Annotated in this window: 31 protein-coding genes; 12 read left to right on the top strand and 19 right to left on the bottom strand. The window is 74.0% G+C overall.

Annotation, left to right across the window (positions count from 1 at the left end):
- Nucleotides 1-107: 107 nt before the first annotated feature.
- Nucleotides 108-419, bottom strand: a complete 312-nt coding sequence (locus H958_RS0105190; protein ID WP_156027697.1) for a hypothetical protein — start codon at nucleotides 417-419, stop codon at nucleotides 108-110.
- A 53-nt stretch (nucleotides 420-472) separates the two neighbouring features.
- Nucleotides 473-712, bottom strand: coding sequence for a hypothetical protein (locus tag H958_RS0105185; protein ID WP_156027696.1), 240 nt, complete (start codon nucleotides 710-712; stop codon nucleotides 473-475).
- 85 nt (nucleotides 713-797) lie between these two features.
- Between H958_RS0105185 and H958_RS0105180 the strand changes: the two genes are divergently transcribed.
- Nucleotides 798-1,217: a hypothetical protein gene (locus tag H958_RS0105180; RefSeq protein ID WP_156027695.1), complete on the top strand. Its 420-nt coding sequence runs from the start codon at nucleotides 798-800 to the stop codon at nucleotides 1,215-1,217.
- Between the two features lie 12 nt (nucleotides 1,218-1,229).
- On the opposite strand, the gene H958_RS0105175 is transcribed toward H958_RS0105180, so the two are convergent.
- Together H958_RS0105175 and H958_RS0105170 are read right to left on the bottom strand one after the other, a co-directional pair.
- Nucleotides 1,230-1,631, bottom strand: coding sequence for a YciI family protein (locus H958_RS0105175; RefSeq protein WP_196807218.1), 402 nt, complete (start codon nucleotides 1,629-1,631; stop codon nucleotides 1,230-1,232).
- Nucleotides 1,632-1,971: 340 nt separating this feature from the next.
- A complete protein-coding gene (locus H958_RS0105170; protein ID WP_051323847.1) occupies nucleotides 1,972-2,874 on the bottom strand; it encodes a VOC family protein in 903 nt (300 codons plus the stop codon).
- Between the two features lie 607 nt (nucleotides 2,875-3,481).
- Here H958_RS0105170 and H958_RS45890 point away from each other — a divergent pair.
- The 5 genes from H958_RS45890 (at nucleotide 3,482) to H958_RS0105145 (ending at nucleotide 8,618) form a co-directional block, all read left to right on the top strand.
- Entirely contained in the window at nucleotides 3,482-3,649 is a 168-nt protein-coding gene (locus tag H958_RS45890; protein ID WP_156027694.1) for a hypothetical protein, read from the top strand.
- 162 nt (nucleotides 3,650-3,811) lie between these two features.
- Entirely contained in the window at nucleotides 3,812-5,785 is a 1,974-nt protein-coding gene (locus H958_RS0105160; protein ID WP_028057878.1) for a sialidase family protein, read from the top strand.
- Between the two features lie 88 nt (nucleotides 5,786-5,873).
- A complete protein-coding gene (locus H958_RS0105155; RefSeq protein WP_028057877.1) occupies nucleotides 5,874-6,104 on the top strand; it encodes a hypothetical protein in 231 nt (76 codons plus the stop codon).
- Nucleotides 6,105-6,333: 229 nt separating this feature from the next.
- The gene (locus tag H958_RS35160; protein WP_081685617.1) at nucleotides 6,334-7,641 is read left to right on the top strand and encodes an NAD-dependent epimerase/dehydratase family protein; all 1,308 of its coding nucleotides are present in this window, start codon (nucleotides 6,334-6,336) and stop codon (nucleotides 7,639-7,641) included.
- Entirely contained in the window at nucleotides 7,626-8,618 is a 993-nt protein-coding gene (locus H958_RS0105145; protein ID WP_051323846.1) for a DegT/DnrJ/EryC1/StrS family aminotransferase, read from the top strand. The genes H958_RS35160 and H958_RS0105145 overlap by 16 nt, the downstream gene beginning before the upstream one ends.
- On the opposite strand, the gene H958_RS35155 is transcribed toward H958_RS0105145, so the two are convergent.
- The gene (locus tag H958_RS35155) at nucleotides 8,606-9,283 is read right to left on the bottom strand and encodes a polysaccharide deacetylase family protein (protein WP_037409290.1); all 678 of its coding nucleotides are present in this window, start codon (nucleotides 9,281-9,283) and stop codon (nucleotides 8,606-8,608) included. The two genes, H958_RS0105145 and H958_RS35155, sit on opposite strands and share 13 nt — an antisense overlap.
- Before the next feature lie 17 nt (nucleotides 9,284-9,300).
- On the opposite strand from H958_RS35155, the gene H958_RS42795 reads away from it, so the two are divergent.
- Entirely contained in the window at nucleotides 9,301-10,104 is an 804-nt protein-coding gene (locus tag H958_RS42795) for a hypothetical protein (protein ID WP_051323845.1), read from the top strand.
- Here the strand turns inward: H958_RS42795 and H958_RS42790 are convergent.
- The 6 genes from H958_RS42790 to H958_RS0105105 all read right to left on the bottom strand — a co-directional run bounded on the left by H958_RS42790 (nucleotide 10,091) and on the right by H958_RS0105105 (nucleotide 16,033).
- Nucleotides 10,091-11,155 (bottom strand): MGDG synthase family glycosyltransferase, encoded by a 1,065-nt coding sequence (locus H958_RS42790; protein ID WP_028057875.1) that lies wholly within the window; start codon nucleotides 11,153-11,155, stop codon nucleotides 10,091-10,093. The two genes, H958_RS42795 and H958_RS42790, sit on opposite strands and share 14 nt — an antisense overlap.
- Before the next feature lie 3 nt (nucleotides 11,156-11,158).
- Entirely contained in the window at nucleotides 11,159-12,400 is a 1,242-nt protein-coding gene (locus H958_RS47360; RefSeq protein WP_196807217.1) for a COG4705 family protein, read from the bottom strand.
- 162 nt (nucleotides 12,401-12,562) lie between these two features.
- Nucleotides 12,563-13,234, bottom strand: coding sequence for a response regulator (locus tag H958_RS0105120; RefSeq protein WP_028057873.1), 672 nt, complete (start codon nucleotides 13,232-13,234; stop codon nucleotides 12,563-12,565).
- On the bottom strand, nucleotides 13,231-14,358 hold the full coding sequence (locus H958_RS35140) for a sensor histidine kinase (protein ID WP_051323844.1): 1,128 nt from the start codon (nucleotides 14,356-14,358) through the stop codon (nucleotides 13,231-13,233). The genes H958_RS0105120 and H958_RS35140 overlap by 4 nt, the downstream gene beginning before the upstream one ends.
- Nucleotides 14,355-15,131, bottom strand: a complete 777-nt coding sequence (locus H958_RS35135) for an ABC transporter permease subunit (RefSeq protein WP_037409289.1) — start codon at nucleotides 15,129-15,131, stop codon at nucleotides 14,355-14,357. Before H958_RS35135 ends, H958_RS35140 begins: the two co-directional genes overlap by 4 nt.
- Nucleotides 15,128-16,033, bottom strand: coding sequence for an ATP-binding cassette domain-containing protein (locus tag H958_RS0105105; RefSeq protein WP_028057872.1), 906 nt, complete (start codon nucleotides 16,031-16,033; stop codon nucleotides 15,128-15,130). The genes H958_RS35135 and H958_RS0105105 overlap by 4 nt, the downstream gene beginning before the upstream one ends.
- 217 nt (nucleotides 16,034-16,250) lie before the next feature.
- On the opposite strand from H958_RS0105105, the gene H958_RS0105095 reads away from it, so the two are divergent.
- Both H958_RS0105095 and H958_RS0105090 read left to right on the top strand, forming a co-directional pair.
- Nucleotides 16,251-17,192 (top strand): lysylphosphatidylglycerol synthase domain-containing protein, encoded by a 942-nt coding sequence (locus H958_RS0105095; RefSeq protein ID WP_028057871.1) that lies wholly within the window; start codon nucleotides 16,251-16,253, stop codon nucleotides 17,190-17,192.
- Nucleotides 17,193-17,507: 315 nt separating this feature from the next.
- Nucleotides 17,508-18,338 carry a COG4705 family protein gene (locus tag H958_RS0105090; protein WP_028057870.1) on the top strand — a complete coding sequence of 277 codons (831 nt, stop codon included), beginning with the start codon at nucleotides 17,508-17,510 and terminating at the stop codon, nucleotides 18,336-18,338.
- Nucleotides 18,339-18,463: 125 nt separating this feature from the next.
- On the opposite strand, the gene H958_RS0105085 is transcribed toward H958_RS0105090, so the two are convergent.
- From H958_RS0105085 to H958_RS0105055, 7 genes are read right to left on the bottom strand one after another with little or no spacing between them, the layout of a single operon-like run.
- Nucleotides 18,464-18,646, bottom strand: a complete 183-nt coding sequence (locus tag H958_RS0105085; RefSeq protein WP_028057869.1) for a hypothetical protein — start codon at nucleotides 18,644-18,646, stop codon at nucleotides 18,464-18,466.
- A complete protein-coding gene (locus H958_RS0105080) occupies nucleotides 18,634-19,353 on the bottom strand; it encodes a hypothetical protein (RefSeq protein ID WP_037409287.1) in 720 nt (239 codons plus the stop codon). The genes H958_RS0105085 and H958_RS0105080 overlap by 13 nt, the downstream gene beginning before the upstream one ends.
- Nucleotides 19,350-19,583: a hypothetical protein gene (locus H958_RS0105075; protein ID WP_028057867.1), complete on the bottom strand. Its 234-nt coding sequence runs from the start codon at nucleotides 19,581-19,583 to the stop codon at nucleotides 19,350-19,352. The genes H958_RS0105080 and H958_RS0105075 overlap by 4 nt, the downstream gene beginning before the upstream one ends.
- Entirely contained in the window at nucleotides 19,580-20,449 is an 870-nt protein-coding gene (locus H958_RS0105070; protein WP_028057866.1) for an undecaprenyl-diphosphate phosphatase, read from the bottom strand. Before H958_RS0105070 ends, H958_RS0105075 begins: the two co-directional genes overlap by 4 nt.
- Nucleotides 20,450-21,055, bottom strand: a complete 606-nt coding sequence (locus H958_RS35130; RefSeq protein WP_037409285.1) for a DedA family protein — start codon at nucleotides 21,053-21,055, stop codon at nucleotides 20,450-20,452.
- Between the two features lie 43 nt (nucleotides 21,056-21,098).
- Nucleotides 21,099-22,259: a YncE family protein gene (locus tag H958_RS0105060; RefSeq protein WP_051323935.1), complete on the bottom strand. Its 1,161-nt coding sequence runs from the start codon at nucleotides 22,257-22,259 to the stop codon at nucleotides 21,099-21,101.
- Nucleotides 22,259-23,245: a Kelch repeat-containing protein gene (locus H958_RS0105055; protein ID WP_156027692.1), complete on the bottom strand. Its 987-nt coding sequence runs from the start codon at nucleotides 23,243-23,245 to the stop codon at nucleotides 22,259-22,261. Before H958_RS0105055 ends, H958_RS0105060 begins: the two co-directional genes overlap by 1 nt.
- Nucleotides 23,246-23,403: 158 nt before the next feature.
- Here H958_RS0105055 and H958_RS0105050 point away from each other — a divergent pair, with 158 nt between their 5' ends.
- On the top strand, nucleotides 23,404-23,601 hold the full coding sequence (locus tag H958_RS0105050) for a hypothetical protein (protein WP_028057863.1): 198 nt from the start codon (nucleotides 23,404-23,406) through the stop codon (nucleotides 23,599-23,601).
- A gap of 129 nt (nucleotides 23,602-23,730) precedes the next feature.
- Here H958_RS0105050 and H958_RS0105045 read toward each other — a convergent pair whose 3' ends face one another.
- Nucleotides 23,731-24,051: a GYD domain-containing protein gene (locus tag H958_RS0105045; protein WP_028057862.1), complete on the bottom strand. Its 321-nt coding sequence runs from the start codon at nucleotides 24,049-24,051 to the stop codon at nucleotides 23,731-23,733.
- Between the two features lie 126 nt (nucleotides 24,052-24,177).
- Here H958_RS0105045 and H958_RS0105040 point away from each other — a divergent pair, with 126 nt between their 5' ends.
- Entirely contained in the window at nucleotides 24,178-24,831 is a 654-nt protein-coding gene (locus H958_RS0105040) for a response regulator transcription factor (RefSeq protein ID WP_028057861.1), read from the top strand.
- Nucleotides 24,831-26,072, top strand: coding sequence for a HAMP domain-containing sensor histidine kinase (locus H958_RS42785; RefSeq protein WP_028057860.1), 1,242 nt, complete (start codon nucleotides 24,831-24,833; stop codon nucleotides 26,070-26,072). Before H958_RS0105040 ends, H958_RS42785 begins: the two co-directional genes overlap by 1 nt.
- Nucleotides 26,073-26,086: the final 14 nt, after the last annotated feature.

The raw sequence follows: 26,086 nt of genomic DNA, 5'->3' as shown, positions 1-26,086 counted from the left end.
ACCAGGGCGGTCAGGGAGGCGGCCGCGGTCACGGGTCCGCGGGCAACGGTGGTGACGGGTCCCCGCCGCCGGACCAACAAGGGTCGACGGGTGGCCCTGGCGACGGATCAGGGCAGGGGCAGCAGCAGGGCGGCCCGGGCGACGGGTCGGCGCAAGGGAACAAGCATGATGGGGCGGGCGGTCAGGGTGACGGGTCCGCGCCGGCCGGCAACGACGGTGGGAGCGCCGGCCAGGGTGCTGGGGGCGGAACGCCTGACAAGCATGGTGCCGGTGGCGGGCAGGGTGGTGGAGGCCGGCAGCACGGGGGCGGGCGCGGGAAGCCTGACAAGCATGGCGGTGCCGGGTCCCAGCAGCCGGTTCAGCAGCCCGCGCCGAGCCGGCGCGCCTGGCCGGACCGGCACGCTGCGCGCGGCGGCCATCGTGACGGAGCCGCGCCGGCAACCGGCTCCGGCGGCAGGCCCCAACCCGCAACTCAGCCGGGCGGCAGCGGCCATCGTGACCGGCGCGCGACGGCAAGGCGCCACGGCACGGGAGGCGCCGAGAGTCCCCCGGCGGCCGCCAGGCCGGCGCCGGCCGGCACGCCGGTTGCGCCCATCTCCCCGGTGAAGGAGAGGACCGTGGCGACGCGCACCTTCGCGCCTCGCAGCGCTCCGGCGGTCGAGGCGGTACGCCCCTTCGCGACCGCCGCGTTCACCCCCGTCCCGGCATCCACGGCGGCGCCTGATCGGAGCGACGCCTCGTCCGCCGTGGCTCGTCACGACCCGGCGGCGCATCGCGCGCCGATGTACTGGTTCGCGATGCCGGGAGCGATCGCCGCGTCGGCGCAGGCCGGCGGGACGGACGGCGATCTCATCGCGATCGCGCTGCTGCTCGCGGGAGCCGTGTTCGCAGCGGGAGCGATCGCCATGTTGATCTGGGGCGGGCGGCCGCCGCGCCTGGCGACGGCCGCTGTGCCCTACGGCGGCCTCCTCGCCCCCCGCGCGGCGCTGCGGCGGCGATCGGCCGCCGGTTCGAACCTCCTGGCCGCTGGTCGGCGCAGCGGCGGCAACGGCTCCGGCGCGGGAACGGCGCCGTGGTGCGCGCCGCCCGAGCCCGCGCCCGAACGCGTCTCGCCACAGCCGGAGCCCGCGCCTCCGCCCGTGCCCGCGCGCGACGGTCTCTCGCGCTCGCCGGAGCCGCCCGCACGCGACGGCCGCTCATTGCCGCCGTCCGCGTAGCGCCGTCGCTCGCTAGGCGGGCAGGCTCGCGCCGGGGAAGCCGCGGACCGGGTGGATCTCGTACGTGAAGATGCCGGCCAGCACGCCCGGATCGTGGGCCATGATCTCGTCGGCCTCCTGCTCGGAGGCGGCGAAGATGCCGACTCCGGACCATTCGCTCTCATCGGTGATCGGACACACGACCGCGAGGACGCCGTCCTCGGCGAGCGCCATGTTGCGGCGTCCGTGCTCCCAGATCGTGGCGTCGACATCGGGCCGGATGAACCTGGCGGTCCTGCGCAGCATCACCAGCGTGTACGGCCGGGACTTGCCGAGTCGCTCGCGCATCGCGTCGTCCGTGACAACCGGCAGCGACCGGCCGGCGACGTGGTCGCGGTCGGTCTGGCGGGGGTCCTCATGCTGGGTCTCGGTCATCGGGCTCTCTTCTCGGTTGTCGCTGTGGACGGCGCGGTGTCGTGCCCCTGACGAGCACCGCCGCGCCGCGGTCCTGATCCCGACCGCCGCGGTTCGCCCGGCCTCGGAGTCGCACTAGATGTTCGCGTATCAACGCCGCGTATCGCGCCCTGACCAAGCGCGGTCGTCGTGAGCGCGTACGGTCCCGGTCCGCAAAGCGCCCGTTCCCCGCTCGGATCGCGGTCACGTGCGCACTTCGCCCACGACGGCGCGGTGTCCTGACACGCCGGGCGGGCTGCGAGGCGCTTTCGGGCGCCTCGCGGCCCCCGCGTGACGACCCGTCGGCCCGGCGCCGGAGCGGTCAGGCGAGCGACAGCGCGTTGCCCGAGGGATCGCGGATCAGCGGGCCGAACGGGCTGTCGTCCACCCTGCCGCCCCCATGCTCGACGCGCGCGAGCAGCCGGTCGCGCTCGCCATCGTCCTCGAGGACGATCGTGGCGTGTCGCAACGCCGCGCATCCCGGCGGCGGCGGCGGCGCGCCCGCGCTCTCCCACACGTTGGCGCCCACGTGGTGGTGGTAGCCGCCGGCGGCCAGGAACGCGGCGTCGGACCCGAGCCGGGCCATCAGGCCGAAGCCGAGCACGTCGCGATAGAACTCGACGGTCTCGGGGATGGCGGCGACCTTGAAGTGCACGTGGCCCATGCGCGTACCCTCCGGCAGGCCGTCGAACGGCGCCGTTCGCGGATCCTCGAGCTCGGTGAGCAGGTCGGCGGCATCGAGCGGCAGCGTCGTCAGCTTCGCGGCGACCTGGCCGTCCCACGTCTCCCGCGGCCGGTCCCAATAGATCTCGATGCCGTGCCCGTCGGGGTCGCTCAGGTACAGCGCCTCGCTGACGACGTGGTCGGAGAGCCCCACCAGCCGCACGTGATCGCGGGCGGCGTGCGCCAGCCAGCGCGCGAGGTCCGGCCGCTCCGGGACCAGCAGCGCGAAGTGATACAGGCCCGTGTAGCCGATCGCCGGCCGGGCGCCTCGCTCCTCGACGAGGACCACGAGCTCGCGCTCGGGCGTGCCCAGCGTCGCGCCGCCGTCGACCTGGGCGAGGACCGTGAGGCCGACGGAGCCGCCGTAGTACACCAGCGCCCGCTCCAGGTTCGACACCGTCAGATGCACCGGACCCATCACGGTCCCCGGTGAGAGCTCCGCGGGGATCGGCTCGAGCGAGACGCCGAGCTCCTCCGGGTCCGGCGGCGGCTTGAAGATCATCCGGGGCGCTCCCCCGGACGCTCGATCCATGCCTGCTCGCCGTCCCTCATCCTTGTCCCCGACCTCGTCCGGTCACGCTAACCCATCGAGCCCGGATGAGCGTGCCAGGGGGTCAGAACCTGACCGGCACGCGGCTCAGGCACCGGCGTCCGCGCGCTGACCGATCCGGCGGGATACGGCGCGCGTGTCACGACCGCGCCCGTCGCGGAAGTGGAGGCGCGATTCGTCGCCGGCTCGCGAGCGCGGTCATGAGGACGCTGCGGTTCGGCGGCTGAGGCGGTCAAGGCAGCGCCGGCACGCAGGCGCGCCGGCGGAGGGAGAACGGACGGAAGCAATGAGCTGGTTGTCCGAGCGACGGCGGAGAGTGCTGCTGCTCGCGCTGGCGGTGACGGCCGTGACGGCAAGGACACGCAGACGGCTTACGTCGCCGCGCAGCGCTACGCCTCCGCGGACGACAACGCGGTCAGCTTCCCCGGCCTGATCTACTGGGCCGGCAGCAACACGGGGCCGAAGGCTCCGCTCGGCACGTACGCGGTCCGGCTCAACGTGGACGGCCAGGCGCTCCAGCAGTCCTTCGACATCCTCAAGGACGCGCGCCTGGACGTATGTGACCGCGGCCGACATCCAGGCGGAGTTCGATCTCGCGCTGAAGGTGCGCGACCGCACGAGCGACGCCAACCAGGGCGTCATCAACATCCGCGCGTGCACCGCCCAGGTCGATGATCGCGTGGCCGCCGCGAACGACGCGGCGATCAGCCAGGCCGGCAGGCCATGACGCGTTCGCCGGTCCGGACACGTGGTGCATTCACCGTAGGGTCAGTGCTCGGACCTCTCGAAATGGCGCGCGCCGGCTGCGCGGGGCGTAGCTTGTGCTCGCCATGTCGTAGCCCGCCTCCGGGGTCCGGCGGTGGGCGCGGTTTCTACGGAGGAGGACTGCATGCGGCGTTTCCTGTTCCCGGCCTTGGCCGTGGCGATCGCCGGAGGTGCGGCGGCTCAGGCCGGGCTGGTGTCCGGCGGCTCGGCACCGTCCGCGCAGGCCGCGCCGCTGAGCGCGCTGACGCCGGTCCAGCAGCGTCTCGTCTCGGGGTTCGCGCGCGGGGCGATCGAGCGGCGCGCGGGCCTCGCGCCGAACGCCCTCGGCAAGCAGCCGGCGCAGGCGCTGCAGAAGAGCGCCCAGACGGGGTGTCCCGTCGACCGGGGCGCGAACGTGCGCGTCAACCAGAACTGCCTGAACCTGACCGACCCTGATCTGCAGGGACGCGGCCAGGCGCAGAACGAGACCGCGATCGCGCAGGATCCGAACGCGCCGCGCCGCGTGGTCGCGTCCTCGAACGACTATCGCCGCGGCGACGGCAACTGCTACTCGTACTACTCCGGCGACGGCGGCCGCAGCTGGCAGGACTCGACGCCGCCGATGGGCTTCACGCGCGGGACGAGCTTCGGCGGCGCCGCGCGCCAGTACTGGCAGGCCGGCGGGGATACGTCGGTGGCGTGGGACACCAAGGGCAACGCGTACCTGTCGTGCCAGATGTTCATGCGCGGCGCCGCGGTCTCCAACAACCCCGATCAGTCGAGCGCGTTCTACGTCTTCCGCTCGACCGGCAGCGGCGGCGCGTCGTGGAACTTCCCGGCCCGGCCGGTGGTCGAGCTCAACGACGTCGTAGGAGCCGGGAACGCGCTGCTGGACAAGCAGTACATGACGATCGACGCCCAGCGCGGGAGCCCGTTCCAGGACCGCATCTACGTCACCTGGACGTTGTTCGCCCCCGACGGCACCGCCTACATCTACGAGGCCTACTCGCGCGACTACGGCGAGAGCTTCAGCGCGCCGAAGCTGGTCAGCACCACGAGCGCGCTGTGCTCGAACCCGCTCGGCGGCCCGACGCCGCAGGGCACGTGCAACGCGAACCAGTTCTCGCAGCCGTTCACCGGTCCGGACGGCGCGCTCTACGTCGTGTGGGACAACTACAACGTGACCGGCGTGCGTCCGGGCGAGGGCGACGACGAGGGCGGCGCCGACCGGTCCGCGGCACCGCCCACCGGCATCGACAACCGCGCGCAGGTGCTGCTCGCGAAGTCGACCGACGGCGGCAACACGTTCTCGGCGCCGGTGAAGGTCGCCGACTACTACGACCTGCCCGACTGCGAGACCTACCAGGGCCAGGATCCCGGCGTCGCGTGCGTGCCGGAGAAGGGCGAGACCGCCAACTCGTACTTCCGCGCGACGAACTATCCGTCGGCCGCCGCCAACCCGCGCGACCCGCGCGAGATCGACGTGACGTTCGGCTCCTACATCAACCGCCACTCCAACGAGCGCCTGCGCAACCCCTGCGTGCCGCAGGGCTACAACCCCGACACGTTCCAGCCGCTCTACACCGGGGTCAAGACCGCGGGCGCCTGCAACAACGACATCCTGATCAGCCGCTCCACCGACGGCGGCAGGACGTTCAGCGGCGGCTCGAGCGACGTCCGCGAACTGCCGGCGGCGCGCGACGGCGACAGCCAGGCCGACCAGTTCTGGCAGTGGGCCGCGTTCGACCCGCGCGGCAGGCTCGCGGTCTCGTTCTACGACCGCGCCTACGGCAGCGACGAGCAGACCGGCTTCTCGGACGTCAGCCTGTCCGGGACGCAGGACGGCTCGAGCTTCGGGACGACGCGCGTCACCACGTCCTCGATGCCGCCCGCGACGCAGTTCGAGGGCGCGTTCTTCGGCGACTACAGCGGCCTGAGCGCCGGCGACGTCGCGCATCCCGCATGGATGGACACGCGCGACCCGGACCTGCTCGTGTGCCGCGACTCGGCCGGCAACGTGACGCAGCCCCCGAGCGCCTGCACGGCCGGGGCGCCCAACGCGGCGCAGGCCAATGACCAGAACGTCTACAGCGAGTCGCTGGGCATCCCGCTGAAGTGACCCGCGGCCGGGCCCGGGCGGCGCCTGCCGCCCGGGCCGTGTCACGGACGACGCGCAGAGGGAACCGATGGGGCGGTACGTGACCCGCTTGGATGAACTCTTCGAGGCGTTCGCCCGCCAGCTCGCCGCCGCCCGGTCGCCACGACGATCCGGGCGCGACGCCGCGGCCGGGCTGCTGATCGCCGTCGCCGTCGCGGCCGCCGTCGCGCTCGCCGACCACGGTCCGGTCGCGCCCCGGGCGGCCGCCACCGCGCACGTTTCGGCGCCCGCCCATGCCGAGCCCCGGCGCCTTGCCGTGCAGGCGACCCCGCCGCGCTGACGCGTGACCGCGCCGAAGTGCCGCGCTGACGCACTCGCGCCGCCGAGACGCTGGCCGCGCCCTACGATGCAGCCTCAAGCCACGGCATGCTCGCGAAACGGAGGATCGGCTTCATGCGCTCCGGACGGGCGTTCAGGAAGCAGTCAGGCAGCGGCGCGTACAACGGCTCTATGACGACCGACGTGGGCGTAGTCGAGCGCGGCCGGCCTCGCCGGCCGCGGGGTCGCACGTGACGAGGGTCCTCGTCACCGGCGGCTCGGGGTTCATCGGGTCGCACGTCGTGGACCGCCTGCTCGCCGCGCGAGACCAGCCCCGGATCTACGACCTGCGGCCGTCACCATGGCATCCCGACGTGGATGCGGTGCTCGGCGACCTGAGCGAGCTCGAACGCCTGAGCGAGGCGATGGCCGGCTGCGAGGCGGTGATCCACCTCGCCGCCGCGGCGGACGTCAACGAGGTGCTGGCCGATCCGGTCGAGGCCGAGCGGCGCAACGCGCGCGGCACGCTGCAGGTGCTGGAGGCGGCGCGGCGCACGGGCGTCTCGCGCGTCGTCTACGCCTCGACGATCTGGACCTACTCAGACACGCCCGCCGAGTGTCACGAGGAGTCGCTGCCGCTGCACCCGCCGGCGCACCTCTACACGGCGACCAAGCTGGCAGGCGAGCTCTACTGCCATTCGTACGGCCAGCTGTATGGCCTCGAGCACACGATCCTGCGCTTCGGCATCCCCTACGGTCCGCGCGCGCGGCCGGCGGCCGTCGTCCCGGCGTTCACCGCGCGGGCGCTCGCCGGTGAGCCGCTCACGATCGCGGGCGACGGCCTGCAGTCGCGCCGATTCGTCTATGTCGAGGACCTGGCCGACGGCGTCGTGCGCGCGCTGGCGCCGGTGGCGGCGAACCGGACGTACAACCTCGTGGGGAGCGAGGACACCACGGTCAAGGAGATCGCCCTGGCGGTCCGCGACGCCGTCGGCGAGGTCGAGATCGTCCACGGACCCGGCCGGACGGGCGACTTCGCGGGCGCGCCGGTGAGCGGCGCGCGCGCCGCGCAGGAGCTCGGATGGACCGCGACGACGACGTTCGCCGAAGGCGTGCGCCGCTACGTCGACTGGCATCGCGCCGCCGTGCCGGTCCGCTCCGAGCCGCCGCGCGTGATCGGCGCGCTCGCCCGCCGCGCGGCGCTGTCGCTGGCCGGCGCGCTGCTGACGGCGGTCGTGATCGTCGGCCTCGCGACGCTTGCGCCGATCGACTCCGACATGAACATCTACGGCACCTTCGTCGGCGCGCTGCTGCTGATGCTGCCGCTCGTGCTGGCCGGCGGGTTCGAGTGGGACGGACCCGCGGGCCGGCAGATCAGCGCCGGGTTGACCACGGCCGCGGGCGCGTGCCTCGCGATCGCGCTCCTCCCATGGCCGGATGAGCTCCACCACCTGCGCCACGGGCACGCGACGCTGCTGGTGCTGCTCGCCCTCTCCGCGGGCGTCGCCGCCCGCCTCACGACGCTCCCGCGCGCGCTGCCGGCATGGCTGAACGAGTGATGCCGGAGCTCGATCGCTTCGCGATCGGGTTCGACGAGCGCGACCGCCAGCGCCTGCACGCGCTCTGGGACGAGGCGATCGCGTCGCAGCGCTGGTCGGAAGGGACGCTGACGGCGCGCTTCGAGGAGGCGTGGTCGGCCTGGAACGGGATCGGATCGGTCGCGTTCGGGGGCTGGACCGGCGCGGCGCTGGCGGCGCTGGAGTTCGCGGGCGTCCGGGGGGAAACGGTGCTCGTGCCGTCCAACACCTTCATGGCGACGCCGCTGGCGGCGGTGCACGCGGGCGCGCGCGTCGAGTTCGTCGACTGCAACCGCGAGGACCTGTGCATGTCGTTCGCCTCGCTGGAGGCGGCGGTGGCCGAGCATCGCCCGCGCGCCGTGATCCTCGTGCACATCGGCGGCCACATCGCGTTCGACGCCGAGCGGATCGCCGAGCTCTGCCGCGCCGAGGGCATCTTCCTGCTCGAGGACTGCGCGCATGCGCACGGCGCCTCGTGGAACGGGCGCCGGCCGGGGACCTATGGCGACGCCGGCGCGTGGTCGTTCTACGCGACCAAGACGGTCTCGACGGGCGAGGGCGGGATGCTCGTGGCGCGCGACCCCGAGCTGCTCGCGTTCGCGCGCGCCTTCCGCAACTACGGCAAGCCCGAGCACGAGGTCGCCGGCCTGAACTTCCGCCTGAGCGAGTTCACGGCGGCGCTCGGCGTCGTCCAGACCGAGCGGATGGAGGAGATCGTCGCGTGGAAGAACGCCGCCGCACGGCGCCATCTCGATCCGGCGCACCCGGGACGGCTCGAGCTGCCGGAAGGAATGGTCTCCGGGCTCTACAAGTACATCGTCTTCGACCCGGTCGAGCGCTCCACGGGCAAGGTCTACGACGTGCCGTGCCATCGCATCATGGGCTCCCACGCGGTGCTGCCGAACGCCGACTGGGTCGCCGAGAACCACTGGTGCGTGCCGCTCTACTACCGCCCCTGAACCTCCAGGCCGGCTGCCGCGATCGCCTCCAGCACGCGCGGCAGGGCGGCCGCCGTGCGGCGCCAGCTCCCGGCGGCGCTGTAGTCGTCGGCGTCGTGCAGCAGCAGCACGTCGCCCGCGCGCAGGTCCTCGGTGACCTCGGCCGCGATCTTCGCCGCCGTCGTCCGGCGGCGCCAGTCGTGGCCCCAGCGCGACCACAGCAGCGGCGTCCAGCCGCGCGCGCGGACGAGCCGCAGCGCCGGCCAGGAGTAGATGCCGTACGGCGGACGGTGCAGCACCGGGTCGACGCCGGTGGCGGTCGCGACCGCCTGCCGCCCGGTTTCGAGGTCGCGCGCGATCGCCGCGGGCGCGAGGCGCAGGAGGTTGCGATGCCGGTGGCCGTGGAGCGCGATCGCGTGGCCGCGCGCGGCGACCTCCGCCGCGACGTCCGGCGCCGCGAGCACACGCTCGCCGACCATGAAGAAGGTCGCCTTCGCCCCGGCGGCGTCGAGCACGTCCAGGATCGCCGGCGTGCCCTCGGGATGCGGGCCGTCGTCGAAGGTCAGCGCCACGCCGGGGACGTCGAGCCGGCGCGGGATGGCGAGCGCCGCGGCGAGGCGCGGCGACACCGGCGCGAGCGCGGGGAGCGCCCAGCCCGCGGCGGCGGCCGTCAGGATCGCCCGCATCCGGGGATCATGACGCCATGAGCGCGGGCGCCGTCGCGGGTGGGATCGCACTGGGCGCCGCGGCGGCGTGCTGCTTCGACGGCGCGGTCGCGCTGCAGGCGCTGGAGGCGCGGGCGCTGCCGGACAGCTCGCCGGCGCGGCTCACGCAGCTGCTCCGGCGGCCGCGCTGGCTTGCGGCCACCGGGCTCGCGATCGCCGGCTGGCCGCTGCAGATCGCCGCGCTGGCGATCGCCCCGTTGACCGTCGTGCAGCCCGCGCTGGCGATCGGGCTCGTGCTCCTGCTCGTGCTGGGCGCGCGGCTGCTCCATGAGCCGGTCCGCGCGCGCGACTTCGCGGCGGTTGGGACGATCGTCGCCGGGCTGGCGCTGCTGGCTTGGACGGCGCCCGCGGAGCGCTCCGCCGACGCCGGCGCGGCGGCGCTCGCGGTCGGCGGGCTGGCGGCGATCGCCGCCGTGCCGTGGCTGAGGGGCGGCCGGCTGCCGGGCTGGGCGCTTGTCGCCGCCGCCGGCTGCGGCTACGCGGCGTCGGGGCTCGGGAGCAAGCTGCTGACCGAGAGCGGCCTGGTCTGGGCGTTGCCGACGGCCGCGGTGGCGGGCCTCGCGCTCGCCGACGAGATGGCGGCGCTCCAGCGCAGCGGCGCGGCGCGCGTCGCCGCCGGCGCGTTCGCGCTGCAGACCGCCGTGCCGGTGCTGCTCGCCCCCACGGTCACCGGCGAGCGCTGGAGCCACCCGGTGGCGATCATCGCCGGCCTCGCGCTCGTGGTGGGCGCCTCGCTGCAGCTCGGCGCCGCCGCGCCGGTGCGCCGGCTCATCGCCCATTGACCAGCTCGAGCACCGCGTCGGCGGCCGTGGGCAGCGCCGTGCCGTTCTGCGGTCGCCGGCGCGGGAAGGCGAGCGCGCGGCGCAGCTCGGTCTCGAGCAGCTCCGGGGTCGTCGCGACGGCGGCGAGCGCGAAGCGGCGGTAGGCCTCGTTGTTGATGCGGATGTGGCCGAAGCCCCAGCCGTAGGAGATCGCCCAGGTTCCGCACAGCTCGGCCTCCAGGACCGTCAGTCCGGCGGTCGAGTGCACGAGCACGTCGGCGGCGGCGATCCACTCGCAGATCCTCGTGGTGAAGCCCTCGGTGCGGATGCCGTCGCGCTGCAGCCGAGCGCGCAGCGCGTCGTTGGTGCCGCACAGGCAGACCGGCGTCGCGCCGGCCGCGAGCGCCGCCCGCGCCGCGCGGCGGAGGTCGCCCACGCCCCAGCCGCCGCCCGAGATCAGCGCCAGCGGGCCAGGCGCCAGGCCGAGCGCCGCCCGCGCCTGCGCCCGCGCCGGGGGGTCGTCGAACTCGGGCCGCGAGAACCCGCGCACGTGGCGGATCTCAGCGTGCGGCCCGGCGATCGCCTGGACCTCGGCGCGCGACTCGGCGTGGATCGTCAGGTGCATGTCGATGCCCGGGTGCGCCCAGTAGCGCAGCGCCGCCAGGTCGGTGATCGCCGCGACGCACGGCACCGTCACCCGCCCGGCCCCGCGCAGGCGGCCGAGCACCTCGGTCGTGCCCGGGTAGGTCGACACGATCACGTCCGGCCGCTCGCGCGCGATCAGGCGCAGCAGGCCGTCGCGGCCGATCCGCTCGAGCGCCGCGGCCGCAAGCCGCCGTGTCGGCGCGAAGCGCTGGATCAGCCAGTACTGGGCGTCGAACACCCACGGCGCGCCGCGCAGGATCGTCTCGACCCCCCGGCGCCCGAGCACGTGCGTGAGGCGGCCCATCTCCGACAGCCCGTCCGCGATCACCGCCTCGGCGGAGCGCTCGCGCAAGGCGTGCGCGAGCAGCTCCGCCGGCAGGTCGTGCCCGGCGCCGATGTCGGCCGACAGGATCAGCGCCCGCGGCATCGCTCAGGTCGGCTCAGGTTGCAGCTCGGTCGCGTCGCGGCGGGTCACCGTGAGGTACACCACGAGCGCGAGGATGCAGCCGAGGAAGATGTAGCTCGTGCCGGTCGTACCGAGGCCCAGGCCGCCGTACTTCTTGCTGTGCTGGGACATGAAGTCGCCGATCGAGGCCCCGAGCGGCCGCGTCAGGATGTAGACGAGCCAGAACGACAGCACGGCGTTGAGCTCGAGCATGAAGTGGGCGACGGTGATGAGGGCGATGATGCCACCGAAGATGGCGATCGAGACGCCGTAGCCGAGGCTCAGCTTCTCGGCGACGAGGTCGCCGGCGGCGGTGCCGAGCGCGAACGTGAAGAGGATCGTGAGCCAATAGAACGCCTCGCGGCGGGTCGTGAAGATCGTGTGGATCGACAGCGTGCGCTCGACGCCCCACCAGATCGCGAACACGATCGCCAGGACCACGCCGAAGAGTCCCGTGCTGGTGGTGAGCGGCACGTTGTAACCGTCGGTCATGTTGTCGGTGATCAGCGTGCCGAACACCGAGATCACCACGACGACCGACCAGTACAGGCCGGGGATGTAGCGGTCGGCGCGCAACTGCGCGGCCAGCAGGGCGATCAGCAGCGCACCGGCGACGTAGGTCGTGTTGGTCAGCCCGAACCCGAGGTTCATGTTCAGGTAGTCCGCCGCGGTCTCCCCGACGGTCGTGCACATGATCTTGATCACCCAGAAGTAGAGGGTCACCTCCGGCACCTTGTTCAGCATCCGGCGGCCGAGCGTCGGACCGATCCGCGGGCGCGCACGCGGGTCGACGATCTCCAGCGCGTGTGTCCCGGCGATCGCCGTCACGGGAAGTCCGAGATGAGCGGCGCGATGGGGCACGTCGACGTGCAGCCACCCCTCGATGTGATGGGGCGTCGTCGCGACGATCAGCTCGTCGATCTGCTCGTCATGGAGGATCTCCTCGATCGCGTCGATCGGGTCGTGCCGCGTCGAGACGAACCCTTCGACCGGCACGCCGGCGGCCTCCTGCAGCGCCGGCAGGGTCTTCCCGAGCACGCCGCGAGCGGCCTCCGCCTTCATGTGGCGCTCGGGGTGCGTCGGGTGCCACTCGGCCGGTGCGGGGTTCGGCACGAGCAGGCGCACCTGGATCGGGGCGCGGGCCGCGCGCTCCCGGATCGCGCCGAGCAGCTCAGGTGAGACGGCGATCCGGTCGGTGACGACGAGAACGCTGATGGGATCGGTCATTGGCAATCCTGGGTGGACGACTGGCCACAGCAGCGTCGTGCAGAGCGCCTGATCGATTCCTGAACGGCCCACCCGGAACGCAACGATCCCAAGACGCTCGCCGAGACCGGCGTCGGCCCGAGCACGCGCGGCGTCTTCTCCGAGAACGCGTCGTCCTCGCGACTAGCGCTGCGAGGCCTGCACGAGCCCGGTCTCGTAGGCGAGGATCACCGCCTGGACGCGGTCGCGCAGACCGAGCTTGGTGAGGATCCGGCCGACGTGCGTCTTCACGGTGGCCTCGGAGACCACGAGGCGGGCGGCGATCTCCGCGTTGGAGAGGCCGCCCGCCACGGCGAGCAGGACCTCGCGCTCGCGCTCGGTCAGCGGGTCCAGCCGCGCCGCGCGCGTCGCCGGCGCGTGCCCGTCGGGCAGCCGGTGCGCGTAGGCGTCGAGCAACCGGCGGGTGACGCTCGGCGCGACGACGGCGTCGCCGGCGGCGACGGCGCGGATCCCGGACAGCAGGTCGTCCGGCGGGGCGTCCTTGAGCAGGAAGCCGCCGGCGCCGGCGCGCAGCCCCGCGAACGCGTACTCGTCGAGGTCGAACGTGGTCAGGATCAGCACCCGCGTGCGGCTCCCGGACGCGACGATCCTGCGCGTTGCCTCGATCCCGTCGGTGCCCGGCATGCGAACGTCCATCAGCACGACGTCGGGCGCCAGCGCGGCGGCGCGCTCGACCGCCTCGTCTCCGTCCGCCGCCTCGCCGGCGACGGTCATGTCGGGCTGGGCGTCGAGGATCATGCGGAAGCCCATCCGCAGCAGCGGCTGGTCGTCGGCGAGCAGCACGGCGATGCTCATGCCGCGCTCCCGAGCCGTGTGTGGACGCGCCAGCCGCCGGCCGGTGCGGGCCCCACCTCGATGTCGCCGCCGTAGACCGCCGCGCGCTCGCGCATCCCGCTGAGGCCCTGACCGCCGGCCGCGACGCGCGAGCCCCCGCGGCCGTCGTCGGCGACCTCGACGTCGATCCCGTCGCCGTCGTAGCGCAGCCGGACCGTCGCCTGCGCGTTCGCGCCGGCGTGCTTGAGCGTGTTGGTCAGCGCCTCCTGCACAAGCCGGTAGACGGTCAGCTCGGCGCCCGAGCCGAGCGCCACCGGCGTCCCTGACGTCTCGAGCGTCACGCGCAGCCCGGCCGCCCGGACCTGCTCGAGCAGCGCGTCGAGGTCGGCGAGGCCGGGCTGGGGCGCGAGCGCGGCGGCCTCGTCGTCGCGCAGCACGCCGAGCAACAGCCGCATCTCGCGCAGCGCGTGGCGGCCGGTCCGGGACACCTGCTCGATCGCATCGGCGGAGCGGGCCGGATCGCTGCCGGCCATGAAGCCGGCGCCGTCGGCGAGCGCGACCATGACCGACAGGTTGTGCGCGACGACGTCGTGCATCTCGCGCGCGATCCGCGCCCGCTCGGCCGCCGCGGCCAGCCGGCCCTGCTGGTCGCGCTCGCGCTCGAGCTGCGCGGCGCGCTCCTCGAGCGAAGCCAGGTAGGCGCGCCGCGTGCGCACGTTCACGCCGAGGACCGCGGCGGCCGTCGCCATCCCGGTGAGGAAGACGAAGACCGGCGCGCCGGAGCCGAGCGTCCACCGCAGCGTGGCGAGGACGATGCCGGTCTCGAGGACGGCGGCCGCGAGTGCGAGGCGCGGGCGCGATTCGTGCACCGCCACGGTGTAGATCGCGACCAGCAGCGCGATGTCGGCGAGCAGGCGGATGTCCGCCAGCCACTGCGCGAGCGCGACGCCCGCGATGGTGAGGAACACGGGCAGCGGGGCGCGTCGGCGCCACACGAGCGGCGCGACCAGCGCGACCGTGAAGAGCAGCGACTCCGGCCGCTCGCGAGCCACCGCGCCCGTCGCGCTGATCGCGAGCACGATCAGCGCGAGCAGTACGTCGGTCGCGAGCGGGTGGCGCTGGAGCTGTCGGTCGGGAGCGTTCACACGTCGCGTCGGACCAGCATGACGGTGGCGAGCATCGTCGCGACGGCAGCGTAGACGCACAGCACGCCGAGCCCGGTCCACGGCGCGAGCTGGTGCGGGTCCGGGTGCATCGCGATGATCGCCGTGCCGGCGTCGCCGGGGAGGTACGGGCCGATCGCGTCCGACCAGGAGCGGGGGAGCACCTGGACGATCACCGGCAGCACGAACAGCAGCCCGGTCAGCGTGGCGATCGCCGCCGCCGTGTTGCGCAGCAGCGCGCCGATGGCGACGCCGAGCGCGCCGATCGCCGCGAGGAACAGCCCGGCGCCGAGCACCGCGCGGGCGACGTGCGGATCGCCGAAGGAGGCGTCGACGTGCTTGCTCGCGAAGATCGCCTGGCCGCCGAGGAACGCGACGACGCAGGAGATCGTGCCGAGCGCGAGCGTCACCGCCAGGAACACCGCGAGCTTGGCCCACAGCACCGGCAGGCGGCGCGGGACGGCCGTGAACGTCGCGCGGATCATGCCGGTCGAGTACTCGCCGGTGACGAGCATCACGCCGAGCACGCCGAAGGCGAGCTGGGCGAGGTAGATGCCGCCGAGGCTGCGCTCGACGGCGTTGTAGCCCGCGGTCGGAGTGCCGGCGGCCCAGTTGCTCACGCTCACGAACGGGATCAGCAGGCCGAGGCCGATGACGAGGCCGACCGCGACGATCAGCGAGAGGCGGCTGGAGCGCAGCGAGCGCAGCTTGGTCCACTCCGAGAGCACGACCCGAGGTTGCGTGACCGCGCTCATGCCGCGGCCTCGTACTCGACGGCGTCGCGTGTCATCTCCATGAACGCGGCCTCCAGTGACGCCTGGTGGGCCGAGAGCTCATGCAGCGTCAGGCCTTCGGTGGCGGCGCGGTCGCCGATCTCCTCGATCGCCAGCCCTCCCACCTCGAGGATGCCGGGCCCGTCGCTGCGGACCGTCACGCCGTCGCCGAGCAGCAGCTCGCGCAGCCGCGTCGCATGGGGGGAGCGGACGCGGACCAGCGCGGGCGAGGCCTGGGCGATGAACTCGCCGGTCGTCATGTCGGCGAGCAGGCGGCCCCGCCCGACGACGATCAGGTGGTCCGCGGTCAGCGCCATCTCGCTCATCAGGTGCGACGAGACGAAGACGGTGCGCCCCTCGGCCGCCAGTCCGCGCAGCAGGTTGCGGATCCAGTGGATGCCCTCCGGATCGAGCCCGTTGACCGGCTCGTCGAGCACGACGGTGGCGGGGTCGCCGAGCAGCGCCGACGCGATCCCGAGCCGCTGGCCCATCCCGAGCGAGAACGTGCCCGCCCGCTTGCGCGCGACCGACCGCAGCCCGACGAGGTCGATCACCTCCTCGACCCGCCGGCGCGGGATCCCGTGCGTCTGGGCGAGCGCCAGGAGGTGGTTGGCCGCCGAGCGGCCCGTGTGGATCGAGCGTGCCTCGAGCAGCGCGCCGACCTGATGCAACGGCGCGGGCAGGTCGCGATAGCGGCGGCCGTTGACGGTGACCTCGCCTGCGGACGGAGCGTCCAGCCCGAGGATCATGCGCATCGTGGTCGACTTCCCGGCCCCGTTGGGGCCGAGGAAGCCCGTCACGACGCCCGGCTGCACCGTGAACGACAGCTCGTCCACGGCCGTCTTCGCGCCGTAGCGCTTCGTCAGTTCGCTGGCTTGGATCATCGCCAGGCAAGCTAGGCGCCGGGTGCCGTCGCGGGCAACGCCCGCGAGGCTGATCTTCGGCGCGCCGGCGCGTACGACTCGAGTCGTACGCGGGAGCAGATCAGCCCGGGCTCTCGTTCAGGATGTCGTCAGGCGCGCAGGCGTACAACGTTCATATGCCCATCGACCCGGGCGCCGTGCTGTTCGCCCTCGTGGTGGTGATCCTGATCGAGTTCTGGTGGCGCGCACGTTCACGCTGACCGGCCGGCGGGTCGGATACGCCCTCGCGACGACCGCCGCGCTCGCGGCGACGGTGGTGGCGTGCCGGCGGCTCGATCTCAGCGCGCTCGCCGCCGCGACGCCCGGGTGGGTCCTCGCCGCGCTCGCGCTCAACTCCGCGGCGATGCTGATGCGGGCGCTCGCCTGGACGGGCATGCTGCACGCGGCGCTTCCGGCCGAGCGGATCGGCGCGGGCCGCGTGGTCCGCGCGACGATGATCGGTGTGCTCGGCTCGGCCGTGGCTCCCGGCCGCGTCGGCGAGCCGCTGCGGGCGTGGGTGATCGCGCGCGGCCTCGCGCGGCGCGAGCGGCTCGCGACCGTCGTCGGCACGCTCGTCACGCAGACGATCCTGAATCTCGTCGCGCTGGTCATGCTCGCGCTCGTGGCGCTCCCGGGCGGGTTCGCGATCGGCGGGCGGACCGCCACGCTGCTCGCCGTGGGCTGGCCGGCGGCGGCGGTGGTCGCCGTCCTCGCCGGCGCGCGGCTTGCGCCCCGGGGCTTCGTCGCGCGGCAGCTCGCCTCCGTGCGCAAGGGCCTCTCGGTGTTCCGCCCGCTGCGACGCGGGGTGGCGATCACGACGCTCCAGCTGACCGCCTGGGGCCTGCAGGCGCTCGCCGCGTACGCGCTGCTGCGCGCGCTCGACGTGCACGTCCCGGCGCCGCTCGCGACCGCCGCGGCGATCCTGGTGGCGGTCAACGTCACCGCCGCCGTCCCGCTGACCCCGTCGAACATCGGCATCTTCCAGGCCGCGTGCATCGGCGTGCTCGCCGTCGCGGGCGTCGGCTCCGGGCTCGGGCTGTCCTACGGGCTGCTGCTGCAGGCGGCCGAGCTGGCGACCGCGATCGTGCTCGGGCTCCCGGCGGTCGCCGCTGAGCTCGGTCTCCGGCGCGCCGGCTGCTGAGGGCCGAGGGTCCCTACGGCGGCCCCTCGCTCTCGCGGCGGACGTCAACTGCGCGGTAGCTCGAAGGAACGTCGCGCACCCCCGCGCGCCGCGGTCGTTTCGGCGCCTCGCTTCCATTACCGCGCCGTTTCAGCGGGTGGCCTCGTGACGCGTGCATCGAGAACCTGACGGGACCCTGAACAGCTCTCGCCAAAGGCCCCCGATCTAATGCCGGACTCAGACCCGGCGGCCACCGTCTTCGGCTGCGGCGGGGGGACCCTCGCCGTGACGAACCGGCAACTGACGGCGCGCGCCGTTGAGACGAAAGGATTCGCCATGGTGCGGTCAACCGCCCGGTCCCGCGGGCCCCGAGAGCCCCTGGCGGCGAAGGTACCCGAGATCACGCTGCTGTTCTGGGTGATCAAGGTGCTGACCACCGGCATGGGCGAGGCCATGTCGGACTTCCTGGGCCAGAAGAGCGTCCCGATCGCCGGCCTGATCGGCGTGGTGGGGATCTGGTACGCGCTGCGGCTGCAGCTGCGGGCGACCGAGTACCGCGCACCGGTCTACTGGTTCGCGGTGATGATGGTCGCGGTCTTCGGCACGATGGCCGCCGACGGCGTCAAGGACGGCGCCGGCCTGTCCTACGCCGTCACGACGCCGTTCTTCGCGGCGGTCGTCGCGGTGATCTTCTGGCGGTGGCATCGCAGCGAGGGCACGCTGTCGATCCACAGCATCACGACCCGCCGGCGGGAGACCTACTACTGGTGTGCCGTGCTTGCGACGTTCGCGCTCGGGACGGCGGCCGGCGACATGACGGCGATGACGCTCAACCTCGGCTTCTTCGGCTCGGCCGTGCTGTTCGGCGCGCTGATCGCGATCCCGGCGCTGGCCTGGTGGCGCGGGAGGCTGAACCCGATCGTCGCGTTCTGGGCCGCGTATGTGATCACCCGCCCGCTCGGCGCGTCGTTCGCCGACTGGTTCGGCAAGCCGCATCCGCAGACCGGCCTCGGGCTGGGCGACGGCACCGTCAGCGCGATCGCGCTCGTGGCGTTCATCGCGCTCGTGGCGTACGCCGCGGTGACCAAGCGCGACATCCAGGACCGCCGCCCGGCGCCGCACATGGGCCGCAAGCTCGGCGTGGAGGCCCAGCCGGCCGAGAGCTGAGTATGCGGCCGGCCGGCATGTGATCGCCACGCGACGGGAGGCGTTCTACTGGCCGGCGATCCCTCGCGTTCGCGCTGTCGATCGCGATCATCGGCATTGCCGCCGTCGTCGTTCGAGGCTCAGGCCTAGGAGCGGGCGACGCCGGCGAGCAGCAGCCCGACCACGCCGGCGAGCAGGATGAAGCCGCCGGCGTGCCGCCACGCGTCGCCCAGCACGTCCCGCAGGACGAACGCGAGCAGCACCAGCGCGGCGAGCCCGAGCGGCAGCACCCACGTCTCGCCGAGCAGCAGCTTCTTCAGCGCCTGCACAGCCGCTGCACCTGGAGCTGGCTCGCGCCGGCGAGCGCCGCGAGCACGTAGAGGATCGCGAGATCGCCGCCGGGCCACTGGACGTGCATGCCTTCCGCGAGGAAGAAGACGCCGAACGCGCTGAGCAGCGCGCCCACGCCCCATTTGAGCTCGGTCTCGGGCAGCCGGGCGAGCGGCTTGCGCAGCCACGCGCCGGCCGCGAGCACCGCGACGGCGGCGAAGCCCGCGCCGACGAGCGCCGGCGCCGCGCCGCCCGGGCGGGTGGCGAGCGCGCTGACGATCAGCACGACCTCGACGCCCTCGAGCAGGACGCCCTTGAACGCGACCAGCCGCGCCGGCCAGTCCGGCCGCCCCTCAGGGACCGGCTCTTCCTCGAGCTCGTGCACGGTCTCGTCGTACTCCGCGACCGAGGACGCGCGCGCCCGGCGCCCGGCGCGCCGCAAGGTGCCCTTGCGCAGCCACTCGAGGCCGTACAGGAGCAACAGCACCCCGATCACCACCCGCAGCGTGTCGATCGGGACCGAGGCGAGCAGCACCGGCCCCAGCAGCCCGGCAAGCAGCGCGCAGGCGACCACGGCCGCGGCCGCGCCGAGCGCCGCGTCCGACCAGCGCCGGCTGACGCCGACGGCGAGCACGATCGCCAGCGCCTCCAGCAGCTCGACGGCGACCGCGACGGCGGCGCCGAGCGCCACCAGCAGGAACGTCATCGCCTGGCGGCGGCGGGCCCGGTCTGGAACCAGGCGAAGACCAAGCACGCGAGGCCGAGCAGGAACGCGGCGATTCCGTGCTTGACGTGATGGTGCCCGGAGCCCGCTTGATGGCCGGGCACGAACGAGGGAAGCGCGCTCGCCGAGTCCACGATGTAGAGGATGGCAAGTGCGAGCAGCACGACGCCGAGGAGCACGGCGGGAAGGATGAGATTGCGGCGCTTGGTCATGTGATGGCGAAGACGAGGAGGCAGAGGGCGCCCGCGACGGTGCAGTAGATCGCGAACGGGGTGAGGCGGTTGGTCTCGAAGAAGCGGACGAGGAAGCGCACGGACAGATAGGCGGTGAGCGCGGCGCACAGGGCGCCGGCGAGCGCGGGACCGCGTACGCCGTCGCCTTGCGGGCCGAAGAGGTCGGGAAGCTTGAGCAGGGCGGCGGCGCCGATCACGGGCGTGGCGAGCAGGAACGCGAAGCGCGCGGAGTCCTCGTTGGAGAGTCCCGCGAGCAGGCCGCCCGCCATCGTCGCGCCCGAGCGGGAGAACCCCGGCAGCAGGGCGAGCGCCTGTGCGGCGCCGATCCCGATCGCCTTGCGGACGTTGAGCTCACGAGCCATCCGCTCGTCGCTGAATTGCGCGTCCTGGCGCACCGGGGCGTGGCGGCGCAGGCGCTCGGCGCCGAACAGCATCAGCCCGTTGCAGAGCAGGAACACCGCCGCCGCTGTGGGCGAGGCGAAGACGCTGCGCAGCGGGTGCTCGAGCGCGAGCCCCAGCAGGCCGGCCGGGATCGTGCCGATGACGAGCAGCCAGCCGAGGTAGGCGTCCGTGTCGCCGTCGGCGATCTCGCGATCGCGCAGCGACCGCCCGAGCCCGCGCACGATCCTGACCCAGTCGCGCCAGAAGAACCCGAGCAGCACGAGGGCGGTCGCCAGGTGGGTCGCGACCAGGAATGTGAGGAAGTAGTCGTCGGACTGGTGGATGTCCCAGCCGAGCAGGCGCGGCGCGATCACGCTGTGGCCGAGGCTCGAGATCGGAAACAGCTCGGCCGCACCCTGGAGCAGGCCGAGCACGATCGCCTGCGCATAGGAGATCGGATGCACCTACGCACCGCTCGCGCGTCGACGGCGGACCAAGAGTGCGGCGGCCAGCGCGACGACCGCGACGATCGCGGCGTAGTCGGCGTAGCGGAAGGCGTGGTGGACCTGGTCCCAGTTGGAGCCGAGCGCGTGGCCGGCCACGCCGAACGCGACGCACCAGACCAGCGAGGCGATCGCCGACAGGACGATGTAGCGGCCCAGCGGGTACTCGAGCACGCCGGCGGGGATCGAGACGAACGAGCGCACCAGCGGCGTCAGCCGCCCGACGAGCACGAACGCGGACCCGTACGCGCCGAACCAGCGCTCGGCGCGCTCGAAGCGCTCGGGACCGATGTGCAGCCAACGCCCGCGGCGCTCCACGAACGCGCGGCCGCCGGCCCGTCCGATGCCCCAGCCCGCAAGCGAGCCGGCCAGGTAGCCGAGCGTCCCCGCGAGTACCGCGGAGGGCAGGGTCGGACCCGTGTGGCCGGCGATGGCCCCGGCCGCGAGCGCGCCGGCGAACAGCATCACCAGCTCGCCGCCCGCCGGCAGGACGGCGTCCACGGCCATCAGCACGAAGACCGCCACCAATCCGTGGTCGGCGATCCAGCTGGTGAGGTGCGCCGTCATCCGCCGAAAGCGTGGCAGCGGCAACCTGAACGCGACCTGAACATCAGCGCAGGATCCCGGTGTGACCGATCGAGTAGCGCCCGGGCTGCGGCCAGACGCACATCCCGTGCGGGCCGGCGCCGACGCGTGTGCGGTGCAGGAGGCGGCCCGAGCGCGTGCTCAGCGCGTAGACCTCGCCGTTGTAGCGGCCGCTCAGCCACAATACGCGGCCGCTGGCCGAGACGCCGCCCATGTCGGGCGAGGCGGGCCCGGGGATCCGCCACTTGGCGATCGGCCGTCGCGTTCGCAGCGAGAGCACGCTGATCGTCCCCTCGTCGCGGTTGGAGACGAACAGCCGCCGCGAGTCGCGGCTCGGATAGAGCCCATGGGCGCCCTGACCCGTCGGCTGCAGGCGGATCCGGCGCCAGCTGCGCGCGTCGATCAGCCACACGCCGCCGGCGGCCATGTCGGCGACGTAGAACGTGCGGCCGTCGGGGGAGAGCTTGACGTCTTGCGGCATCGCCCCGCTTCGCAGGGGAATGCTCCGCTGCACGCGCTCGCGCCGGAGGTCGACGACGATCATGTTCCCGCCGAACTCGCACGAGACGAGCGCGAGCCGCCCGTCGGCCGTGTAGTCCATGTGGTCGACGCCGGCGCACTGCGGCACGCGCAGCGAGTGGCGCAGGCGCATCGTGTGCGGGTCGCGGAAGTCGAGCCGCCGCAGCGCCTCCGCGACGACGATCGCGCGGCGGCCGTCCGCCGTGAAGTACAGGTTGTACGGGTCTGCGACCGGCACCGGCTCCCCCGGCCGGCCCGTGCGCGGATCGATCGGCGTCAGCTCGTTCGCCTCGTCGTTGCTCACCCACAGCGTGCGCAGGTCCCACGACGGGGTGACGTGCTGCGGCAGGGTGCCGGTCGCGTAGTGCGCGAGCACGCGGCCGGAGCGCTGCGAGAGCACGTCGATCGTGTTCGACTCCGAGTTCGGCACGTAGACGCGGGCCGGGTCGTGCGCGACGACCGGGGAGAGCCGCCCGGGCCGGCCGGCCGCGTAGACGTCCAGGTGCCGTGGCGCGGCTCGCGCGGCCGGTCGCGCGGCCGGTCGCGCGCTCGGCGTGGGCGACGGTGCGGCCGGGCGCGGATCCGGGCGAGAATGCGCGCCGCCGCCCCCGCACGCCGCGGCGAGCAGCGCCGGTCCGAGCAGCAGCCATCGCGCGCGCCGTGCCATCAGCGCGCCGCCAGCTCCCACACGCGATCGGAGACGCGGCCGGAGGCCGTGCGCCCGCCGACAAGCACGATCCGCCCGCCGGCCGCGATCGCGGACGCGTCCGACAGCGCGACCGGCAGCCGGCCCGCCGGCCGCACGCGGCCGGTCCGCACGTCGACGGCCCAGATCCCGCGGCGCGCCTGCGCGCCCTGGTCGCCACGGCCGCCGAAGAGGAACAGCGTGCCGCCGAGCACGGCGCCGGTCAGGTGCGACAGCGGCGCCGGGAGCCGGCCGATCCGCCGCGCCCGATGCGCGGCCGGGTCGACGCGGACGATCTCGTCGCGCGCGTGGGCGCCGTCCGTCCCGCCGGCGACGAGCACCGCCTTCCCCGCCGCGGCCGCGGCCGCGTAGCGCACGCCATAGGGGAGCGTCGCCACGCGCCGGAGCGGACGGCCGGGCGTGAAGGCCAGCACCGACGCGAGCGGCTGGACGCCCGTGTACCCCCCGATCACGAGGATCCTGGAGCCGACGCGCACGGCCTCGAGGTCCGAGGAGGGCTCCGGCAGATGCCCGATGGCGCCGTGGCCGAGCTCGACGATGTCACCCGTCGGTCCGGCCGCCGTGCCGCCGCCGAAGAGGTAGACGCGGCCGCCGAGCGCGGCGGCGCCGGCGTCGTGGACCGCCTGGGGCAGCGTGGCGAGGGAGCGAGCGCTTCCGGGCGCGACGCGCACGACGCCGGCGACCGAGGCGTCGGCGGCGTCCAGGCCGCCGAGCGCGAGCACCTCGCGGCCCCGCAGCGCGAGCGCGGGCAGCTGCACGCCGGCCGGCAGGCGCCGCGACGCGACCACCCGCAGTGCGGTCGGCGGTGCGGCGGCTCGGGCCGGCGAGGCCGCCCGGGCAGGCGACGCCGGCGCCGGCGAGGAGCGGGGCGCCGCGGCGTGGCCGGAGCCGCAGCCGCACGCCAGTGCGGCGAAGAGTGCGCCGGTGATGAGCTGCCGTCGGGGCACCGAACCAGGATGGCGCACGGCGCGTGAACGCGACCTGATCCCGTCCCGACGCAGGCACGCGCGCGCGTGCAACTGGCAGACCCAGTGCCACGGCCGGGGGAGACGCCCATCCACGAGACCGCGACGCCCGCGCGGTTGCGGGGCCGGCGCCGGGCCTGTTGACCGCCACGGGCGTGGCCGAGGAGCTGGCCCGCGAGCCGGCCCGCGACCTCCCGGCCGAGCGGGTCTCGCACGAGGTCGCCTGGGAGGTCCCGACCGGCGAGCTCGGCGAGCAGCGCGGCCCCGACGGCAGTCTCCGGGGGCGGCTTCGGTGCGCCGGCGCGACGACGCGGGCGCGCGGAGACCGGGGGCGCTGAGACCCCGCGCGGGTCGCGGATCGCGCGCCGATCTGACCCGCCTCCGTTACCCGCGAGCAGTTCGCCGCCGAGGCCGCCTACGGCTACCCGCCGGAGCGCGAGCGCATGACACAGGGCTGATGCGACCGGTCAGCCGCCGGGCGGCTGGTAGTCGACCGAGCGCTCCGCGGCCGCGTCGACCTCCTCCGGCGTCAGCAGGACGGTCGTCGACACCTTGACAGCGCCCGACGCGTTGACCGTGAGCGCGACCGCGGCGGCGCTCTCGTTGTCGGGGAGATCGACGATCGTGTGCACGTCACGGTCGCCGAACGCGAAGTAGAAGGTCTCGAGACGGCCGCCGGCGCTCTCGGCGACCTTCGCCACGGCGTCGCGTCTCGCGCTGCCGCCGGCACTGCGGACACCTTTGACGCCCTCGAGCGTGTACGCCGCCTCGATGAGGTACTTAGGCATGTCGCCTCCTGGGCTCGTTTGATCGCGAGCTTCTCACTACCCAAAAGTCGGTGCAAGGCGGGTTGATCGCCGCGCGCAGGCAAAGCTTTGGTAAAGATCGGCAGGCGGCGACTTAGGATCACGCCCGTGGCTCGGGTCCTGCTCGTGGAGGATGACCGCGACATCGCGGAGCCGCTCGTCCGCGCCCTCGCGCGCGAGGGGTACGACGTATCGGAGGCCGGCGACGGGATGGTCGCGCTCGACGCCGTCCTCGGCGCCCCGCCGGACCTGATCATCCTCGACATCGGCCTTCCGGGGATGAGCGGGCTCGACGTCTGCCGGCACGTCCGCGAGGCCCGGCCGCAGCTGCCGATCCTCGTCCTGACCGCCCGCGACGGCGAGCAGGATACGATCGCGGGGCTGGACGCCGGGGCCGACGACTACGTGACCAAGCCGTTCCGCGTCTCGGTCCTGCTCGCGCGCGTGCGGGCGATGCTCCGGCGGACCCCGCCCGCCGCGCTCGTGGCCGGCGACGTCCGCGTCGACGGGAGGGCGCGCCGCGCCTGGCGCGGCGACCGCGAGCTGGAGCTGTCGCCGAAGGAGTTCGACCTGCTCGCGCTGCTGGTGCGCGAGGCCGGCCGGGCGGTCGCCCGCGACCACATCATGCAGGAGGTCTGGGACGCGACCTGGTTCGGGTCCACCAAGACGCTCGACATGCATATGTCGTGGCTGCGACGCAAGCTCGGCGAGCCGCCGCTGATCGCGACCGTGCGGCGCGTCGGCTTCCGGTTAGAGACCTGATGCGACGGCAGCTGATCGCGACGACGGCGCTGATCGCGCTCGCGGCGATCTTGGTGCTCGGCATCCCGCTGGGAACGGTCGAGAGCACACGCGCGCGCAACGACGCGATCGAGCACCTGGAGCGCGAGGCGGACACGATCGCGGCCGCCGTCGACGTCACGACGAAGGCGCACCCGGATCAGCTGGCGGCGTGGCTGCACCACGGGCACGCCGCGCTCGTCGCCGACGGCGGCCAGACGTTCCGGATCGGGCGGATGCCGGCAGGCGAGCTGCTGTCGACCCGCTCCGGAGCGGCGCAGGGCGTGCACGTCACGATCTTCGCGCCGGCCGCCGAGGCGGCCGCCGGCCGCCGCAACGTGTGGCTGCTCATCGCCGTGCTGGCGATCGCCGGCACGGCGGCGGCGGCCGGGCTCGCGATCTTGCAGGCCCGGCGCCTGATCCGGCCGCTCGAGCGGCTCGTCGCCACGTCGGACCGCCTGGGGGCGGGCGACTTCTCGGCCCGCGCCGGCCGGATCGAGCAGCCCGAGCTCGACCGCGTCGCCGTTGCGCTGGACGGCGCGGCGGTCCAGATCGCCCAGCTCGTCGGCCGCCAGCGGGAGTTCGCGGCGAACGTCTCGCACCAGCTGCGGACGCCGCTGACGGCGATGCGGCTCTGGCTCGACGAGCTGGCGACGCTCGACGATCCGGTCGCCGCACGCGACGTGATCACGTCGACGCAGCGCGTCGCCGACCGGCTCGAGCGCACCGTCGCGGACCTGCTGGCGCTCGCGCGCGCCGGCGACATCGGGCAGCCGCGCGACGTCGATCTGGCCGACCTCGCGCGCGAGCACGCCGCCGGCTGGGCGCCGCTGTACGCGCGCGTCGGACGGCGGCTGCAGACGAGCGCGGAGACGCCGCTGCCGGCGCGGGTGAGCCCCGGCGGCGTGGCGCAGGCGCTCGACGTCCTGCTCGAGAACGCGATCGCGCACGGCGGCGGCACGACGCGCCTGACCGCGTCCGAGGCCGACGGCCGCAGCGTGCTCGCCGTCGAGGACGACGGGCCAGGCGTGCCGAAGGGGATGGAGCTCGAGATCTTCGACCGCGCGGTCTCGACCGCCGGGTCGACCGGGCTCGGGCTCCCCCTCGCGCGTGCGCTGGTCGAGGCCGAGGGCGGGCGCCTCGTGCTCGCCTCCCCGCGCCCGGCCCGCTTCGAGATCTTGATCCCGCGTCCACGAGCTCACGGGTCAGAGGGTGAGCTGTGACCGGCATCGAGGGT

This window comes from Candidatus Solirubrobacter pratensis (genome assembly GCF_000425945.1).
Taxonomy (GTDB): Bacteria; Actinomycetota; Thermoleophilia; order Solirubrobacterales; family Solirubrobacteraceae; genus Solirubrobacter; species Solirubrobacter pratensis.
Note: the sequence above shows the minus strand (reverse complement) of the source record. Positions and strands in the feature narration are given on the sequence as shown.